Source organism: Dysgonomonas termitidis (assembly GCF_054657735.1).
Map to the genome: position 1 here is coordinate 1,832,300 of NZ_BAAHYD010000002.1, position 19,189 is coordinate 1,851,488.

Below are 19,189 nucleotides of genomic sequence, written 5' to 3' on the forward strand. Positions count from 1 at the left end.
ATAGGGCAAAAATGTTTACTACGCCACACACAAGCGGGGCATCTGCGCAAGCAGAGGCTATGTAAGCGTAACTGAAAATTTATCAAAACCAAATATCTTTATCTGTATAAGAAACTGATTATTAACATTAATATTTAAGTATCTTATGAAGTATAAAGAGAAAACGGCCTCAGAGATTATCAGGATGATAGAACAGGACTTGTGCAGCATCTCCGAAATATGCAAAACATTCAAGATCAGCCGCAAGACATTTTATGAGTGGAAAAAGGCAAAACCGGGGTTCGGCGAAGCGGTGGAAGAAGCCATCGACCACCGCGAAGAGGTGATGATAGCCTCGGCACGTATAGGCCTGAAGCAACTGCTGGCTATGTGCAGAAAAAAGAGAAGGTCACCTATATCCCCGATAAGAACGATCCGGTGAACGAGGTGGAGAAATGCCGTGTAGTGGAAAAGAAATTCTGCCCGCCGAGTATCCGCGCGATAAAGTACGTACTCGACCGGGAGGAAAGGAGGAAGGACAGAGACCGCTTGCTTGCATCGGAGCGCCATCCGCTGGTCATTGAAGTACAGGACGAGGAAACCAGGCGGCAACTGATGATATTGAAAGGGAACGGCTTCCGTCCGGGCGGCTCGCTCAATCCGGAAGTGGTGGCGGCCGTGGACAAGGAACTGGAAGAGGAAGGCAAAGTGAAAAGTGAAGAACTGAAAATGGAAAGTGAAGAACGAAAAGTGAAAAATGAGCAAGGGCAAGTTATGGAGCAGCCGCCTGTCGCTCAACCATCTGCCGCTCCGGTAGAGAAGCCCAAACCAAAGAATCTCTATCCGTTCCTGCCGCCGGGATATACATCTAGAACGGATTGAAGAAGGGGTAAATAATAAGTGAAAAACGAAAAGTGAAGAACTAATTGAAAATCGGCGGAGCCAAAAGCGAAGAACGAAAAATTATACGAGATACAAGTTGTTAACTGTTAAGTTCACCGCTTTATTCTGTTATTCTCTGCTGTCATTGGCTCCGCTTCGCTCTGCCGAACGTTGTTTCTGAGTGGAACGAAGGATCTCATTCGATTTAGGAGATGTTTGCCTCGCCTTCGCTTCGGCGATTTGCAATTCACTTCGTTCAACATGACTCAGAGGATATAAGGATTCAGAACTTAACAGCCCTGCCCCGGAAGGGGACTTACATTGAAGGTAAGAAGTAATAAGTGGGAAGTTTTAAGTAATAAGTGGAAAAAACTGTTACTTTTGTTACTTTTTAGATTAATATTATAATATACAATTATATATGAAAAAGAATAAGAAAAATACGGTTTACACGGTTATTATCTCTGTGGTAGTCGTCATTATACTACTTTTTTTCCTGAAAGGCAGTATCTACCGGATGGCTGTGAAATATGAGGATGCCGGAGGGCGCAAATCATATGATATAAAGGACGAGAAACTGGCATCTTATATCCATCAGAGCCTGCCAAACGATGAGTCGCTGGATGCGAATATAGATATAGAAACCATTATTGATTTATCCTTGGATATGACGAGTGCCGCACTCGATTATTCATCCGTGTATAACGATAGCGAGCCACCCGAAGCATTTGAAAACAGGGGTGCGAATTATGTGGGTTACGCCGCATTTACCGCGGCAACAGGCAGTTACCTGATTAAGCGTTTCGGGATGGACAAGGAATGGGAGGCTAGATCAAAGAAGGGTAAGTTGTATCTCTTTGGAAAAAATATGCAGAAAGATGCCGTGGACGGATGGTTTAAAGACCATGACTTTGTCATTTTCAGAAATAAAAAAACAAAGGAAGAAATATATGTAGACCCCGTGGCATTCGATTATTTCGGGACAAAGCGGGTCGATAAACGCGAAAAATGATAGGGAAGTTTGATAAGTTCTGCTCAAATAAAAGAATATGCATATAGTCTCGGCTTTGATGCCTGCGGCATTTGCAAAGCGGAGGAGGTCGATGCTGAAAACCGGGAGGGATATGTAAACTGGCTTAACGCGTCTTACTGTGCCGATATGGATTATATGGCGCGTAACAAAGATAAACGTTGTAATCCCACCCTGTTGGTGGAAGGCGCGCGGTCTGTTGTTTGTGTAGCGCTTAATTATTATCCTGAAACGAAACAACCGGAGGAAATTCCTCAGTTTGCTTATTATGCATATGGGAAAGATTATCACGATGTTGTAAAACATAAGCTACAGCAACTCTCTGATTTTGTTAAGTCATTGGAGACATCGGCCGAAGGACGTCCGTTTGTGGATACAGCTCCCGTACTGGAGCGTTATTGGGCAGCGAAGGCCGGGCTAGGGTTTATTGGTAAGAACTCATTGCTTATCATTCCCGGCAAAGGGTCTTATTTCTTTTTGGGGGAATTGATCCTCAATGTTGATCTGGAATATGATAAACCACTGTCCCTTTCGTGTGGTAATTGTACGCGCTGCATCGACGCTTGCCCGACAAAAGCAATTGTTGCACCCGGTGTAATTAATGCCAATAAGTGTATTTCGTATCAGACGATAGAAAATAAAGGAGAGATAGACGGGGCTGTTGTGCCTAATCTTAATAACCGTTTTTACGGATGCGATATTTGCCAGCAGGTTTGTCCATGGAACCGGTATTCGAGGCCGCATAAGACTATAGAGTTTAATCCGTCGCGGGCTTTCCTGGATTTATCTTTTGAGAGGCTGGATAAACTGACGGTTGAAGAATATCAGGAGATCTTCAGAGGTTCGGCAGTGAAACGGGCTAAGTATAGCGGGTTGAAACGAAATCTGGAAGCGTTAAAACGCAGTAAGAAGTAATATTGAATGTATGATTTACGTTATATATAAATGAGAAAGATTATAAAGATATTAACAATAGGCCTGTTGATGGTTGTGATTTCTTCCTGCGGGAAGGAGGAGGAGAGAAACGTTATACCGGTGGAACAGGTAAATTTTAAGCTGAACTTGAATACAATTGATGCTGTTTTACGTACTCCCGGTAATAGCAAAGAATATATAAATGGAAAATATCCTGTGTTGGCCGGTGAATATTTGGGATATGGCGGATTGCTGATTGTCAACAGTTTTTATGCTACGGACAGGCCGGAACTGCTGGCGTATGATCTTAGTTGTCCTTACGAGGCGTTGAGATCAGTATTGGTAAAAGCATCGGATGATGGTAATGCTAAATGTTCGAAATGCGGTAGGATTTATAACTTAATGGAGCGGGGGAGAGTAATATCGGAGTATTCAGATTTGCATTTACAAAGATATTCAGTCAGTTCGACATCTAATCCGGATGTTTTTTACGTTACACGTTAATTTTACATGGATAAACCTTGCAGAAAGCAAAAACATTTTTTACATTTGCACTCGCTAAACGGGAATTGGTGTCATAAAGTTGGTTCGGAAGAGTTTCCCAGGCGGCCAAAATGCGAAAGTAGCTCAGTTGGTAGAGCACGACCTTGCCAAGGTCGGGGTCGCGGGTTCGAATCCCGTCTTTCGCTCGGCTCTGAAAGACATCAGAGGGGAAATGAAGATAATAGCTTCCGGATCAATAGATTGGAGGCTGTTTTTGTTATTTGTTCCAATGAAAAGACTAAGAAAAGCTACTAACGGACAATAAACTGCACATTATCGAAGTTACATTGAAGATATATATTTAATAACTAACGCCTTTGAATAATCCCATATCCAATATATCCAAAGGCGCTTATTTACTAAAAATAACCTTATTTTACAACCTTATTAGAATATATAACCTCTGCCTTATGATTTATAAAATAAAATTCTACAGCGTCTTTTGATACAGTAAATACCGAGAATCCCGGGTCTCCGTTACAGAATATGGTTCCATCTACGGGATTTACGCTACGGGATAGAGCGGCAGCCGAATTCACAATATAATTGACCTTTTTACCCTGAGGCTTTATATATTGAAAATTATGGATATGTCCGCAGATATAGAAATCGACGGCATTGTTTTCCAGAATACCGCCTATTCTTTTCTGCATATCGCTGCGTTCGGATATATCCTTGCCCGTATCAGCATAAACGGGATGATGGCCGATAACGAATTTCCAGCGTGCATCTGATTTGGAAAGAGTGGATTCCATCCATTTTAGTTGCTCATTTATATCCTGCTTGCAGGCATCCGGGTATTCATCCTTTTCCTCACGGTATTTATCTATCAACGGAGGGGTATCTATATAAACGAACAGGCACTTATCATCGCCTTTCCCTATTTTCATTTCGATGGAATAATACCGTGCAGGAGCATTCCATCGCCGGCTGATATGCGTATAATCCAATACGGCCTGCGTATTGCCCTTGTATTCATGGTTACCCAGGATTACATTCCACGGAATCTGTAACTCGGGATTATCGTATATAAGCTCGAAGTTTGTCATCCAGCGCGGATCACTTACGCTCGCAACTCCCATGTAATGATGCGAATCCCCGGCCAGAGCCACAAACTCGATACTGTTTTGTTCCGCTACTTCGCCCATTATCTTTGCAATGGGTTTCTGTTCATAATACCCTTGCCGTCCCATATCGTTGGCTACGATAAAATTTAATCCTTTGGGCAGTTTAGGCAGGCTTTGCACCTGTGCTTGTATTGAAACAACGAAAGCAAAGAGAATGAGTAATGCAGAATTTAGTTTTTTCATATGTTATCTTTTACAGAATTGCATTGTGCAATAATATACACAATGCAATAAACTGATTAATACTGTTTTTAGTTTGTCCCGTATGCGCCGAAACGGTTGGCCGGAGCCGGTGTCTTATAAGCTGTACCCCCTACAGTAACTCCTGTAGATGAGAAAAGCGGAGTCATCTTCGCATCTGATCCGTTATAAGCCCCGGTAAGAACCGGAGAGCCGGACTGGACATGGAGATCCCATGAAGAATTATAGGTATAGCTTGTCAATGGATCGGTGTTGAACGGATAGTTCACAAATTTAGGGTCTTTTGCCGCATCGCCAGCCAAAGCACTTACAAAACTATTTACATCGACATATTGAGGATATACATTCTTATTGGATTTCGTATAGCCGAGGAATGACGTGATAGTTCCTCCCGCTATATCCTGCGGAAGCGTGCTTTGCTGTGAACCCGATGCATAAAAGTTATAGTCTATCACTGAATTCGTATCACAACCATCCGATATACTGACAGTTCCCCATTTCGGCGTCATTGCTTTAAACTTGCAGTTTACGATCAGGTTATTGAATATGCTTACCAACGCTGCCTTCTCGATATATGCAGAACCGCCTTTTTCGCCGTCGCGCCTCCATCCGGCATTGATAATCGTATTATTATACGCTTTAATCTGTGCCTGGAAACGGCCTGCCGTATCATCCTGCCCGGAGCTCGACAGTTTCAAGCCATTTGTATTGGGGCTGTACATAACATTAAAGGCAACATCGGCCTTACATCCGGCTTTAACGTTTACGGCTTCAGCCCCTGTATAACCGTTCGCATGGAACAGGTTATTGGCAACAATCACGTTACCTCCCATAAAATAAGTAGCATCGGACGCTCCATACCTTAATTCCGAATTGATAAGGACATATTTTCCGTTCACATTATTGGTCGTGATTTGAGGTGCAGCATCGTCACCCGCAGTATAGATACCGGCTACGGCTGAAGGTGAATCGGCCACAACCGGAGCGCCTGTATATTCGATAATTACATGGTCGAACAGCATTTCCCCGCAATCCGAAGTGCCGACTATTCCGCCCCATAGTCCGGCGAAGATATTCGCAGAAGTACGTTTGCCCGGAGCAACTGAAAACAGGACAGGATTCGTTGTAGTCCCTTTACAATACAGGTTACCGGCTACCATAAACTCTATTTTCGTATGGCTGGCGCCCACGCCATTGTCATCGAAAATCACCTGTACACCTTCTTCAATTGTCAGGCTGCTACCTTTGGGAACACTGATATGCCCCGATACGTTTACTACCGTATTTTTCTCCCATACACCCGATACATTACCGCTGACATTGTTCAGCTGATCCCATGCAACGGTTACGTCGCATGTGGCCTTGAGTGAAGCATCCTGTGAGGATGTTACTGTAATTTGTGCCGTACCTACGCCTACGGCTGTTACCTGTCCTTTATTATCGACAGTGGCTACAGCCGTATTGGAAGAACTCCATGTTACATTCTTGTTGGCTGCATTATCGGGAAAGAATGTGCAAGACAACGTTTCGGTTATTTCAGGTTTCAAAGTAACCGAGGTCTTAGACAAGGTAATCCCGGCCAGTGATACGTCATTATCCTTTTCGTCTTTACAACCTGTAAATATTGTAGCAAACACTACGATCATTACAGAAAATAGTAATTTAATTTTCATACGCTTTGTTTTTAATCTAGTTATTATTTTTTAGAATTTATATTTCATTCCCAGCATCATATTTACGCCGTAATGGTCGTAGCGTTCGACTACTCCGCCTTTATACCGCCTGACATTTTCCTGCCCCTGGTTATTGCTGTTGGATTTGACATACTGTATCATCGGTGAATTGGTCAGGTTAGAGGCTTTTGCAAATAAGGCCAGTCCCGTTTTGAACTGTTTTTCCACCGAAGCGTCCAGTTGAGTGTAGCCGGCTTGCCAGCTATCACGGTTGTAATACCTCGATACGATGCAGATACGTTCTCCTGTGTAAGAGAATGCCAGCTGGGCATCCCATCCGTTATAGGTATCTTTATATAAGAGTGAAAAATTCACGACATGGCCGGCCTGGCCGTACAAAGGGCGGCTTTGGTCCATATAAGTTGTAGTGTGCCCGGAGCCTCCGCCTGTATTATCCGGAATTTCTTCCATTTTTGTAGTGGTAATCCGCGAATGGGTGAACGTATAATTCGCCTTTATACCAAACCTGCTGAAATATTTTGTTACATCGAACTCTACGCCATAGTTGTACGCATCGCCGAAATTCATCGGCATATAGTAGGTGTCCTGTCCGAAGCCGCTCATCATCCCGAATTCGATAGGGTTTTGTATATTTTTATAGAAGAGGCCTAACATAACCTGTTCCGACTGACGGGGAAAGTATTCATACCGCAGGTCGATGTTATGGGCAGTCGTATGTATAAGATCAGGATTTCCCCTTTCCTTATAGTCTTCATAAATCTGGCTGTACGGCACTATCTCAAAAAAGCTCGGGCGGTTAAGGGACTTTGCATACGAGAAGCGGAGGTTGGCGTCTTTGTGCAAGCCATATTTGACATGCACGCTGGGCAGGTAGTCAGTATATTTCTGATTCCCTTCGTTTTGGGCGCCTTCTGTCGGGAATTTCAGGAAGTAGCCCTGTTCAGTGTGTTCAGCCCTTAGTCCGGCTATTATTTCCAGTTTATTATACGTCAATTTAGACTGGATATATGTCGCGCCTATCTTTTCGGAGGCATCGTAATTCAACGGGTCGCTCAGATTCCCGAATTCCTTGACTTCAAATTTTATTTCATCGTAGTTATTCCAGTCTTCGCCCCTGACAAGGATTCGCTGTGTTTCTTCCGGTTTACTTTCGTCAAAAGGCCTGAATGTATATTCGTTGTAAAAGCTGGTACGTTTTTTATCCCTGTACATCCCACCGGCGGACAGGTTCAGCACAGACTCTCCAGCCTTGAAGCTGTAACCGAGGTTCAGGTATCCGGCCTTATCTTCATCCGAATTGTGTTCCCACCGGCGGGTCGCTCCCGTATTCTGGGAAACCCATGTAAGTTCGTTTACTGTCGATATATTGATCTGGGTATTGTCCGGGGTTTCATTCGTTGCTTTCGAGTAAACCCCGGACCAGTCAATCTGAAGTTTATTGCTGAAAAACGTATGCATTCCCTTAAGGGTATTATTTAAAATGGTCTGACGGTTCCAACGTAAGCGGACAGTTTCACTCTGGGTTTCAAAAGCATCCCTTACCTGTGAATTGCGGAAATCCATGTATGCACTATATAACATTAACTTATGGTTCGGTGAAAAGCGATAATCGAGTTTCGCATGAACACCGCTCCGGGTCTGGTTATCGGAAAAATAACGGTTCGTGATGCTTTGAATGCCATCCGAACCCACAGCCCCGTACATATCGCTGTTGCTCCCTCTGCGGCTGTTCTGAAAACTACCCGCAAGCATTATTCCCAGATGGTTTTTAAGGAAACGGTCGCCATAAGAGAATCCGGCTGCAAGATTGGGTAAAGCCTTACCGGAAGAGACCTTCAGGTTATGGGTTGTAAAGTCTTTCATTTTTACGGGATATGCAAGGCCATACTGTTCGTTAGGCGACTGTTTATCGATGGTGTTGCTTTTGAACGACTGAAAATCCCTGTCGAAGAAGAGAGAATTATATCCCGTAGATATATTTGCCGTGAGTTGTCTTTGGGTAGGGGCGTCTTTCATAACCATATTCACGGCTCCGCCAATCCCGTCGCCTTCCATGTTTGCCGTCAGGGATTTTGTAACTTCAAGCCTGTCGAGGAGTTCCGCCGGAAAGATATCAAGCGGTACGAAACGGTTTTTATTGTCAGGGCTTGGTATTTTCACTCCATTGACCAACGTATAGTTAAAACGCTTGTCCATTCCTCTCAGGATAGCATATTGCCCGTCACCGCTGCTGTTCCGTTCCACCGTAACCCCCGAAACGCGTTGAATCACGTTTGCAACCGTAATGTCCGGCGATATTTCAATAGCTTTGGCGCTCACTACATTTACCACATTCATCGCATTGCGTTCGATTCCACGGGCATTGGTTTCTGTGTTCTGGCCTCCATCACCATAGATAATAACTTCCCCGATATTCTGATCTTTCGGTTCCAGCCAGATAGTTACGCTGTTACCGGCGTCCTTTATGGAGGTTTCCGATTGGTTATATCCCAGGAGCGTGCAACAAAGGGATACAGGATACTTTTGTATTCCGTTAATACTGAAACTGCCGTCCAGACCTGTGGATGCTCCTTTCTCAGGCTGGTTTTTTATAAAGAGGATAGCCCCGATAATTTCTTCGCCGGTTCCGGAGTCTTTTACTATTCCTTTAATGGATTGGGAGTATGTACTTATCGAAAAGAATACAAAAAAAACTATTGTCAATAAAAATTTCATAGTAATGTATTGAGATTATATTCACTGCAAAAGTATCCGGGAGTTATTACACGACCATTAAGAAATTTTAAAAATATTATTACATAATAATTCTGTGAAATTATATCTCAGTATAGATACCAATGTGCAGAATAACAGGTTGATTGACAGCAAGCAAATACCACTCCCCTGACCATTAATACTTTTACATGTTACGGTAAGAATGCCACTACCGCTGCAATTGCGCATGCATTACCCAACACAGAAGTTTTCTTTAATCCAAAGTTTAGATATATTGGCGAATTGAATTTATTGGAACACACGAGTATTGAATTTTTCCAAATCCGGCTGAAGATAGACAGTCAGGAGATTGGTCCGGATATGGAAGCCATTTCGTATAAATCTGGGATATGGAGAAAAATATCAGTAAGACTATAGGATGGGAATATATGAAATAATTTCTTTAAAATTCCACTTATTACTTTGGGCTGGTTAGCAAAACAATATTATATTTGCCGTGAGAGGGAGCAATAGCTCAACGTTAATATAGAAATCCAGAATGAATCCATGATAAATATTCCAGATGAACATAAGAAGAAACGGACAGTTGGTTCATATGGGGATTTTACGTCTATGTATGAAATGTTTGCACCTCAGTTATATACCTTTATATTTAACTTTACACGGTCAAAATCATTGACCCAGGATATTGTTCAGGAAACCTTTCTAAAAGTATGGATCAGATATAAAGAAATCGATGAGTCATTATCATTCAGATCCTATTTGTTTACAATAGCGAAAAACCATATGCTAAATGAATTCCGTAAACAATTGAATAACCCTGCCTTTCTCGATTATGTACAATTAAGCATGGAAGAAGAGTCAACGGAAACCATGGTTGAACAGAAAATAGACTTCGATGAATTTAACCGCCTGCTCCAGCGTTCGAAAATGAAATTATCCTCCCGGCAGGCACAGATATTTGAATTGAATAAAGAGCAAGGCTATTCAGTCCGGGAAATTGCGCAAATGCTTAATATTTCCGAACAAGTCGTTAGAAATCAATTATCTTTGGCCTTACATATCTTACGCCCTGAAATGAAAAAATACTCGTTGCTCTTTATACTCCTCTTTATCCAACTCTGAAATCTTTTTAATTAAATGTTTTATAACATATCTTATGGCATGTTATAATTATGGCCGGACTGTGTATAATATATACATGTTGTATATGTCTTTTATAAATAAGGGTGAGCCCGTTTAATTCGAAATGACAGAATCGAGAATATATTATTTACTGTCCCGTTATGCTGACAAGGAGATAGGCAAGGAAGAACTGCTGGAATTGAAAGAACTGGTGAATAGTTCGGACAATTCATTATTAGGCGGAATGTTTGAACACCTTTGGTGCAATTTTGATTATAAAGACGGGGAGGCTGATAAAAAAGAATTGGATAAAATATATTCCGGCATACAGAAAAAGCTAAAACGGAAACGAGTAAACATGTTTTTATATCGTACATTAAGGTATGCAGCAATAATACTTATACCGCTCTTGTTCACTCTTTCCCTTTATTTTTATCAGGACCGGGAAAAAATGTATCAGTTAGGTCAGAAAGAAATAACTATAGACGTTGCAAAAGGACAAAAGGCCGGAATAACCCTTCCGGATGGTTCCAGAGTTTATCTAAACTCAGAATCCTCATTACGCTATCAGCAGAGCTTCGACTATAAGGATAGAAAAGTAGACCTTACGGGAGAAGCTTTTTTTGAAGTGAAAAGAGACACTACAAAGCCGTTCATTGTTTATACAAAACATTTAAATATAGAAGTTTTAGGAACCACCTTTAATCTCTATGCCTATGAACAGGAAAACACAATAGAAATGGCTCTTGTTTCGGGATATGTAAAGATCGAAACGCATACTGTGCCATCTGAGGTGATGTATGTCAAATCAAAAGAGAAAATATTGTTTGATAAGATATCGGGAAAGCTACACTTAGAGAAGACAAATACACTCTTTGAAACAGCATGGATGCGCAATGAGCTGGTTTTCCGTTCCGAGCAGATAGAATCTGTTCTTACCAAAGTAGAACGAAAGTATGGAGTGAAAATACACGTTGACGGAAAATGGATTGAGAATGACCGATTTACAGGATATTTCTATAGCGATCATGTTGGAGATGTCATGGAGATACTCAGAATGCACTATAAATTTGAATATAGAATGAAGAATGATGAAATATGGATCATTACAACTACTAATTAATTGATTATTAACCTTAAAAAAGAAAAACATGAATTCCACATGAAAAGGCCGGAGAATGGATAAGATTCTCCGGCAATAAGTTAACCTTTTTCATAAATGCGATCCCCACCGCATAAATTATTTGTATTAACCTTTAAAAATTGAGTATGTTAAATTATCGAAAAGGTCAATTATGCTACATAAACAAAGGTAGCAAAAAAAAGCAACTGTCTTTTCTTATTTGTGCTATATTTTTATTCATTAGTCCAATTGGGATATTAGCACAACAGTCAAAGAATATCACAGTTTCAGTCAAAGAAGTTACATTGCAGCAGTTCTTTGAGGAAATAGAGAAACAGAGTACCTACAAGTTCTCTTACAGGGATATTGTATTGGAGAATAAAAAAGATGTTACGATCAATGTTTCAAGCCAACCGGTAGAGTTTATTCTGAATAAAATTCTTCCTCCCCGCGGCTTAGCATACAAAGTAATGGGAAATTCAGTCATTGTTACTGCTGTGGCAGAGCAACAGAAGGAAGAACCAAAAACGATTAGCGGAATCATTGTTGATAGAGCAGGAGAACCTCTTATTGGAGCTAATGTAATAGTAAAGGGAACAACGAATGGAACGATAACCGATCCGGAGGGTAATTTTTCATTAAAAGCGTCGCCCGGTGCGATCCTGGAAGTATCTTATGTCGGATTTAACAAACAGGAGGTGCATGTAGGCTCCCAACACTCCTTATCTATCTATATGGAGGAAGATTCAAAAGCACTTGATGAAGTGATTGTTATTGGATACGGAACGACAAAACGGCAGGATTTTACAGGGTCTGTTTCTTCAATTAAACTGGAGGACTCTCCGGTGGCTCTGGCTTCAAACTTAAATGCACTGGAATCCATCAAAGGCAATGTAGCTGGTCTTGATATTGGTGCCACAAACTCTGCCGGAGGACAACCTTCAATGCAAATGCGGGGCCAGAAGTCTATCTCCGGATCCAATGATCCGTTAATAGTCGTAGATGGAGTTATCTATATGGGAAGCCTCAATGACATTAATCCCAATGATATTGCCTCCTATGATATATTAAAAGATGCGACATCGGCGGCGGCTTATGGTTCGCGTTCAGCAAATGGTGTCATCATAATTACAACCAAAAAAGGACGTTCAGGCAAGCCTATCATCAACTTTAATGCTTCCGGTAGTTTGCAAACCTGGCAAAACCGCCCGAAGCTAATGAAAGGTGAGCAATGGCTGGAATCTGTTTCGGCCCGGAACAATAGTTCGGATTTATCCTGGCTCACTCTGCAGGAAGCAACCAATAGAGAAGCTGGCCGGGAAATTAACTGGCTGGATGAATCTACCCGTACAGGTTGGGTACAGGATTATTCGGTATCTGTTTCCGGCGCAGGCGAAAAATTAAATTATTATTTGTCCACAGCTTATGCTAATAATCAGGGCGTTATTATTGGTGACGATTTCGACCGTATTTCTGTACTCGGAAAAGTCAATGCAGATATCACAAGTTGGCTGCAGATAGGTGTTGATGGTGCATATACACGATCCAACTATCCGGGTACGAGAGCCAATATATACATGGCAACTGTTATGACTCCTTATGGGGTTATGTATAGAGATGAAGAAAATAAATTACTGGAAAGATATCCTCAGACACAGGCCTTGATCAATCCTCTCTGGGGAGTGGATGACGGTACGCATGACAGGTATGATGAAAGAAATAACTTTCGCCTGAACGCTTATGCAGTAGTAAAGTTACCCTGGCTTCCCGGGTTGAGCTATCGATTCAATTATTCGGGTAATCTGAGCAAAAATCAGGTAGGTGAATTTTATAATGAACGGTATTTTGTAAGGCAGGGTGCTTATGATGATGTTTCCCGCTATACACCGGCAGCCTATCAGTTGCTGTTGAGTAACGCGAATGGAAGTATTGACAACAACAGTTCTTCCAGCTGGGTAATTGATAATATTCTGAATTATAAAAATACCTTTGGCAGGCATACAATCGACTTAACAGCCGTAGCAACCCGCGACCGGAAGGATTATGAGCAGGTAATCTCCAGAGGTAACGATTTCTCTGCCAATGGAAATACCGTATTGGAAGTAAACGGCCTTCATAAAGCTGCCGTTCAGAAAATTGAGCTGAATAAGTGGAGACGTTCCAATATCGGTTATCTGGGCCGGTTGTCATATTCGTTTAAGGACCGGTACTTCTTAACCGGGTCTTTTCGCCGCGATGGGGCTTCCGTATTCGGAGTAAACAAAAAATGGGGCAATTTTGCAGCAGCCGGAGCTGCCTGGAGGATATCGGATGAGGCGTTTATGCAAAATATAAATGTCCTGAACAATCTGAAACTAAAGCTTTCATGGGGTAAAAACGGTAATCAGGGATTGGACCCCTATGGTACGCTTTCCACCACAAAGAATGGGTCTACAGGCGGTCTTCGCTACGAATTCGGCAATAGCAGCAATATTCTGTACGGATTGGCCGCCGATGCACTTGGTAATGCAGACTTAGGCTGGGAATCTACGGAGTCATGGAATACAGGATTTGAGTCAGCCTGGTTGGGTTCCCGGATTTTCTTTGATATGGATGTTTATTTCTCACGGACAACCAATCAGATATTTGAACGTGACATACCTGTAATAACCGGTTTTAAGAAGATTAAATCTTCCATGGGACAAGTTAATAATAAAGGTTTGGAAATAACGGTTCGTTCCGTTAATATCGATAATAGGGAATGGAACTGGATGACAAGTGTCACTTACTGGATAAACCGTAACAAACTGGTACATCTATATGGTGAAGATCTGGATAAAGATGGGAAGGAAGATGATGACATCTCCAACAGCCGCTTTATAGGTAAGCCGTTAGGCGTTATCTATGGTTATGTACAGGATGGAATTGTACAGGAAGATGATACGGAATACATAAAAGCGAATGGTGTAAGTGCCGGCGTTCCCAAATATAAGGATCTGGATGATGATGGTGTGATTACGTCAAAAGACCGTGATATTCTGGGATATACCAGCCCTAGTTTTAAACTGAATATGAGCAATACTGTCAGTTATAAAAATTGGAGCCTTTATATGATGGTTACAGGTGCTTTTGGTGGTGGTGGATATTACATGAAGTCTAATACGGCTGCCTTTATGGTCAATGGCACTGGTAACTTTAATACAAATGGTATCTATATCCCATGGTGGACACCGGAAAACCGGAGCAATACCTATCCTTCTGCAACCTTCTCCGGTGACGGAGGGCGGTTTCAGGGATTACAGAACCGTGCATTTGTTCGTTTTCAGGATGTCACCTTGTCTTACACATTCCGGCAACAGTGGGTAAAGAAGCAGGCCCTCAATAACATGAAAGTATTCATGACAGTAAAGAATCTGGCTACAATCACAAATTGGAAAGGTGGAGATCCGGAAGTTGGCACACCTGTACTTGGAGATACATACCCTGTGCTGACTTCTTATTCATTAGGTATAAATCTTAGTTTTTAATCTTATAATAATAAATCATGAAAAAGATAAAGAATAGTCTTCTGACCTTGTTCTTTCTGCTGATTGCAGGCGGTTGTGACGATGCCGGCTTTTTGACAGAGAAACCCGATACATTCTATACAATAGACAATACGTTTTCTACTTCGGAACAGGTAGACCAGGTTTTAGTGGCTTGCTACTCCCAAGTGAGAGTAATGATGTGTATGGTAGAAGAAGGCACTCCGGCTTTTGCATTCAGGGGTGGAAATGGTACCGATATGTTTGATGTAGCTACAATCAGACGGGGAAACCGATTCAATGACTATAGTATACTGAATGCTTCTAATGATGTGTTCTATATAAATTATTCTCATTGGTATCAACTATTGGCAAAAGCTAACTTAGCGTTATATGCTGCAGAATTACCTCAAATATCTTGGGGATCGGCCTCCGATAAAGCTTATGCTATAGCACAAGGTCGTTTTTTCCGTGCTTTCTGTTACAGAAATCTAGGGGAATTATATGGAGGAGTACCTATCGTAACAGAAATTACGACCAAACCTCGTTACGATTTTAAACGAACTTCACGGGTAGAAACTTATCAATTTGCAATCGATGAACTCGAAGCCATATTAAACGATCTGCCCGAGACAACACCCGTTGGAGGACGATTGGTACGTGGAGCAGCACAGCATAATCTTTGTCAATTGTATATAGACAAAGGTGTAGCATTGGAAGAAGAAGGCAAAGCCAGTGAAGCTAAGAGCGCCTATGAGAAGGCTGTTACATATGGTAATACCTTGATAAATGGCTCTTTATATAGACTAATGACAGAACGCTTCGGTACACGTATGAATGAAAATCCCGATTATTATTATGCAAACACGGTAGCAGACCAGACTCCCGATCATCTGTATTCATCCACCGGATTGATAATAGACGGAAATGTCTATTGGGACCTTTTTCAGGAAGGGAATCAGAACTATCAGGAAGGCAACAAAGAAGCTATTTGGGTTGCACAGGTGGACTATGCAGCTTATAAAGCTGAAGATAAACAATCTGTACTTCAATATTCACGTGTGTTCGGCCCTGTTTTTCGCGATCCGATGTCTGCTCATCTGGCTAATGAGCTGGAGGACGTGGGAGGACGTGGGATTGTGCAAGTAATGCCCACCATGTATACCCGCGATATTATATACAGTGGTAAGTGGGGAGACGATATGAGAAACTCGGAAGCCGTGTTGAGAAGGACCTTCCTGGGAAATAAAAAAACTTCACCTTATTATGGTAAAGTTGTACCCTGGAGTATAATCTATCGTGACGGAGAAAGCAAAGATGCTGTGGATGCAGCTAAAACTCAATGCTTCCCTATTTCCTGTAAAATTTCAACCGATAAATATACAGGCTTGAATGACGGACAGAACAGAAGTAATTTATTTCGTGACGAATATCTGATCCGATTGCCGGAAACGATTCTATTGCGTGCAGAAGCCAAAATGCGTGCAGGTGATAAGCCTGGTGCGGCATCAGATATAAACTTATTGCGTACCCGTGCTAATTGTGGTTATCTGGTCACTGCAGCCGACATAAATGTAGACCTGATACTCGATGAACGTGCCCGGGAACTTGTTTATGAAGAATGCCGTTGGAATACCCTGCTTCGTATGGGAGGAACAGTCGCTTTGGAACGCATTAAGAAATATGCATATTGGGATGATCCTCGAAGTACATTGACTAAAAATTTCAACCTATGGCCAATACCTCAGGTTGTAATAGATACCAACAAAGATCAAATAATGAACCAAAATCCGGGTTGGAATTGATAACTTTGGATGAAATTCATTGTGTTGAATATATAGACTAATCGTATTGCCGGAAGTCAACTTCTGCCTGAAAGTTAGAACCTGTTCAAACAAATGGGAGAAGATTTGCAAAAGTGTTCTTTTGCATCTTCCGGCTCGGTTGGTCTGTCAATATATGGTTTGTATTTATAGTCTTTAATTGATAAATTCCTTTGTATAAGTTATTCATACCATTTACATAATATTATAAAAAAATAATTTCATGTATAAAACAAAGAAGACAATAACCCGGATTATTCTGATATGTTCTTTTGTTTTTTTTACCATTTTGCTACAGGCTGCAAAAAATAAGCCTTCCGGATTGATGACCGATCTGATAGAACATACCGACCGGATATGGCAAAACGGATACGCCAGTAATATATTTGTCTGGCAGACAGATGGCGCAATAGAACCCTTTCAATATGCACAAATACGCTCTACCCATCCTTCTCTTAGCTGGATTGTACCAGGAGAGGCCGAGGGCACCAGGCAGACAGCCTACCATATTATATTCGCAGATACGCACTCCGATGCTGTAGCCGGAAAGGGGACTGTATGGGATAGCGGGCTTACCGGCAGCGATCAGTCAACCGCTGTACTTTATCGGGGAACAGAGCTGAAGAAAAATAAGTGCTACTTCTGGCGGGTAAAGTGCGTAACAAATACCGGAGGAGAGAGTGAATGGTCTGATGTTAAAGCTTTTCGTACAGCATCCGCTCTGTCAGAGTATGCGGCTACATCTTATCCTCAGGTCAAATCCATGGAATATCCGGTATCTGTGACTACAGTTACAACAGACACCCATGTTGCGGATTTTGGGAAGGACGCTTTTTCTCAATTGTTATTGACACTAACCTCTCTATCTGATACAGATACGGTACTTGTACATTTGGGAGAATGTATGTCGGGAAATCGCGTGGACCGCAATCCCGGAGGATCAATCCGCTACCACTCTTATCCTTTGGCTCTGCTAAAGGGAACATATACATACCGGATCAAGATAGCAAAAGATAAACTAAATACGAGGAGCGCCGCAATATTGATGCCTGAATATGTGGGTGAGGTGCTCCCTTTCAGGTATTGCGAAATCGAAGGTTATGCACCTCCATTACTTCCGGGTATGATATCCCGGGAACATGTTCATTATCCGTTTGATACAACTGCGTCTTCCTTCCAATGCAGCAATGATACATTGAATCAGATCTGGAATATGTGCAAGTATTCGATTCAGGCTACCACCTTTACCGGCATGTATGTAGATGGTGACAGGGAACGTATTCCCTATGAAGCGGACGCTTTAATCAACCAACTCTGCCATTATAGTGTAGAAAGGGAATATTCGATGGCACGCCGTACACACGAATACTTACTTCAATATCCGACCTGGCCTACAGAATGGATATTACAAGCTGTTCTGATCGCGTGGAATGACTATATGTATACAGGAGACAGTCGTTCACTCGAAGCTAATTACAACATACTTAAAGCACGTACATTAATGCAACTACGGGAAAAGAATGGAATGATAAGTACTACTACAGACCTGCAAACCTCTGAATTTCTATCCTCTATTAACCGCCCAAATGAGAAAATAAAAGACATAGTAGACTGGCCTCATACAGGAATTCTCGGCCTGAATAAACATGAGGGAGGAGAAGCAGACGGGTTTGTTTTCACGGACTATAACACCGTAACAAATGCTTATCACTACGAAGTGTTAAAATTTATGGGTGAGATTGCCAAAGTACTGGATCTAAAGTCGGATGCTTCTTTATTCGGTGAAGAGGCAAAGATGTTCCTTATAAAGTTTAATAAGATGTTCTTTAGTCCAAAATTAGGGTATTATGTAGATGGTGATACTACAAGTCATGCGTCTTTGCATGCAAATATGTTTCCCGTTGCATTTGGGATGGTTCCGTCAGGCAAAATGAATAAGGTAATGGATTTTATACAGACTCGCGGTATGGCCTGTAGCGTGTATGGTTCCCAGTTTTTGATGGATGCAATATATGAGTCCGGTAATGCAGATTATGGACTGCATATGTTGACAAAAACAGACGACAGGGGATGGTATAATATGATACGCGCCGGCTCTACTATTTCATTGGAAGCATGGGATAATAAATATAAACCGAATCAGGACTGGAATCATGCCTGGGGGGCAGCTCCCGCTAATATCATTCCCCGAAAAGTAATCGGAGTAGAGCCGTTGATTCCCGGTTATGGACTGGCACGCGTAAAACCCCAGATAGGGTCTTTGAAATGGGCTAAGTCAACCATCCCTACGATAAAAGGAAAGATACAGCTTGCAATAGAAAACAAGCCGGAAAAGTTTTCCATGAAAGTAGTGCTCCCTGCCAATATGGAGGCTGAAGTTTATCTGCCGCTACCTTCCGGAAAGTACGAAATCCGTAATAACGGAACATTTGTAAAGGCAACGAAAGTAAAGGGAGAACCATTCCTGTATGTGGGTAAGATAACCTCCGGTACTCATGAAATAACAATGGATATCAAATGAATCCTAAT

General features: G+C 41.9%; 11 protein-coding genes, 1 tRNA gene and 1 pseudogene. 10 read left to right on the plus strand and 3 right to left on the minus strand.

The window, feature by feature from the left end; all coding sequences use genetic code 11:
- The first annotated feature begins 145 nt into the window (after positions 1-145).
- From ACYQ3L_RS11760 to ACYQ3L_RS11780, 5 genes and pseudogenes are all read left to right on the plus strand, one after another.
- Positions 146-861, plus strand: a pseudogene (locus ACYQ3L_RS11760) (helix-turn-helix domain-containing protein).
- Positions 862-1,282: 421 nt separating this feature from the next.
- The gene (locus ACYQ3L_RS11765) at positions 1,283-1,873 is read left to right on the plus strand and encodes a hypothetical protein (RefSeq protein WP_380000331.1); all 591 of its coding nucleotides are present in this window, start codon (positions 1,283-1,285) and stop codon (positions 1,871-1,873) included.
- Between the two features lie 9 nt (positions 1,874-1,882).
- The gene (queG, locus tag ACYQ3L_RS11770) at positions 1,883-2,806 is read left to right on the plus strand and encodes a tRNA epoxyqueuosine(34) reductase QueG (protein WP_380000333.1); all 924 of its coding nucleotides are present in this window, start codon (positions 1,883-1,885) and stop codon (positions 2,804-2,806) included.
- A 30-nt stretch (positions 2,807-2,836) separates the two neighbouring features.
- Entirely contained in the window at positions 2,837-3,310 is a 474-nt protein-coding gene (locus ACYQ3L_RS11775) for a hypothetical protein (protein WP_380000335.1), read from the plus strand.
- A 112-nt stretch (positions 3,311-3,422) separates the two neighbouring features.
- Positions 3,423-3,495: transfer RNA gene (locus tag ACYQ3L_RS11780), tRNA-Gly, on the plus strand.
- 225 nt (positions 3,496-3,720) lie between these two features.
- On the opposite strand, the gene ACYQ3L_RS11785 is transcribed toward ACYQ3L_RS11780, so the two are convergent.
- From ACYQ3L_RS11785 to ACYQ3L_RS11795, 3 genes are all read right to left on the minus strand, one after another.
- Positions 3,721-4,659 (minus strand): metallophosphoesterase, encoded by a 939-nt coding sequence (locus ACYQ3L_RS11785; protein ID WP_380000337.1) that lies wholly within the window; start codon positions 4,657-4,659, stop codon positions 3,721-3,723.
- A gap of 68 nt (positions 4,660-4,727) precedes the next feature.
- Positions 4,728-6,350, minus strand: coding sequence for an Ig-like domain-containing protein (locus tag ACYQ3L_RS11790; protein ID WP_380000339.1), 1,623 nt, complete (start codon positions 6,348-6,350; stop codon positions 4,728-4,730).
- 30 nt (positions 6,351-6,380) lie between these two features.
- A complete protein-coding gene (locus tag ACYQ3L_RS11795) occupies positions 6,381-9,086 on the minus strand; it encodes a TonB-dependent receptor domain-containing protein (RefSeq protein WP_380000341.1) in 2,706 nt (901 codons plus the stop codon).
- A gap of 546 nt (positions 9,087-9,632) precedes the next feature.
- On the opposite strand from ACYQ3L_RS11795, the gene ACYQ3L_RS11800 reads away from it, so the two are divergent.
- The 5 genes from ACYQ3L_RS11800 (at position 9,633) to ACYQ3L_RS11820 (ending at position 19,181) form a co-directional block, all read left to right on the plus strand.
- On the plus strand, positions 9,633-10,211 hold the full coding sequence (locus ACYQ3L_RS11800; protein WP_380000343.1) for an RNA polymerase sigma factor: 579 nt from the start codon (positions 9,633-9,635) through the stop codon (positions 10,209-10,211).
- A gap of 124 nt (positions 10,212-10,335) precedes the next feature.
- Positions 10,336-11,334, plus strand: coding sequence for a FecR family protein (locus ACYQ3L_RS11805; RefSeq protein ID WP_380000345.1), 999 nt, complete (start codon positions 10,336-10,338; stop codon positions 11,332-11,334).
- A gap of 305 nt (positions 11,335-11,639) precedes the next feature.
- The gene (locus ACYQ3L_RS11810) at positions 11,640-14,840 is read left to right on the plus strand and encodes a SusC/RagA family TonB-linked outer membrane protein (protein ID WP_380000347.1); all 3,201 of its coding nucleotides are present in this window, start codon (positions 11,640-11,642) and stop codon (positions 14,838-14,840) included.
- Between the two features lie 17 nt (positions 14,841-14,857).
- Positions 14,858-16,642, plus strand: coding sequence for a RagB/SusD family nutrient uptake outer membrane protein (locus ACYQ3L_RS11815; protein WP_380000349.1), 1,785 nt, complete (start codon positions 14,858-14,860; stop codon positions 16,640-16,642).
- A 241-nt stretch (positions 16,643-16,883) separates the two neighbouring features.
- Positions 16,884-19,181, plus strand: a complete 2,298-nt coding sequence (locus ACYQ3L_RS11820; protein ID WP_380000351.1) for an alpha-L-rhamnosidase-related protein — start codon at positions 16,884-16,886, stop codon at positions 19,179-19,181.
- Positions 19,182-19,189: the final 8 nt, after the last annotated feature.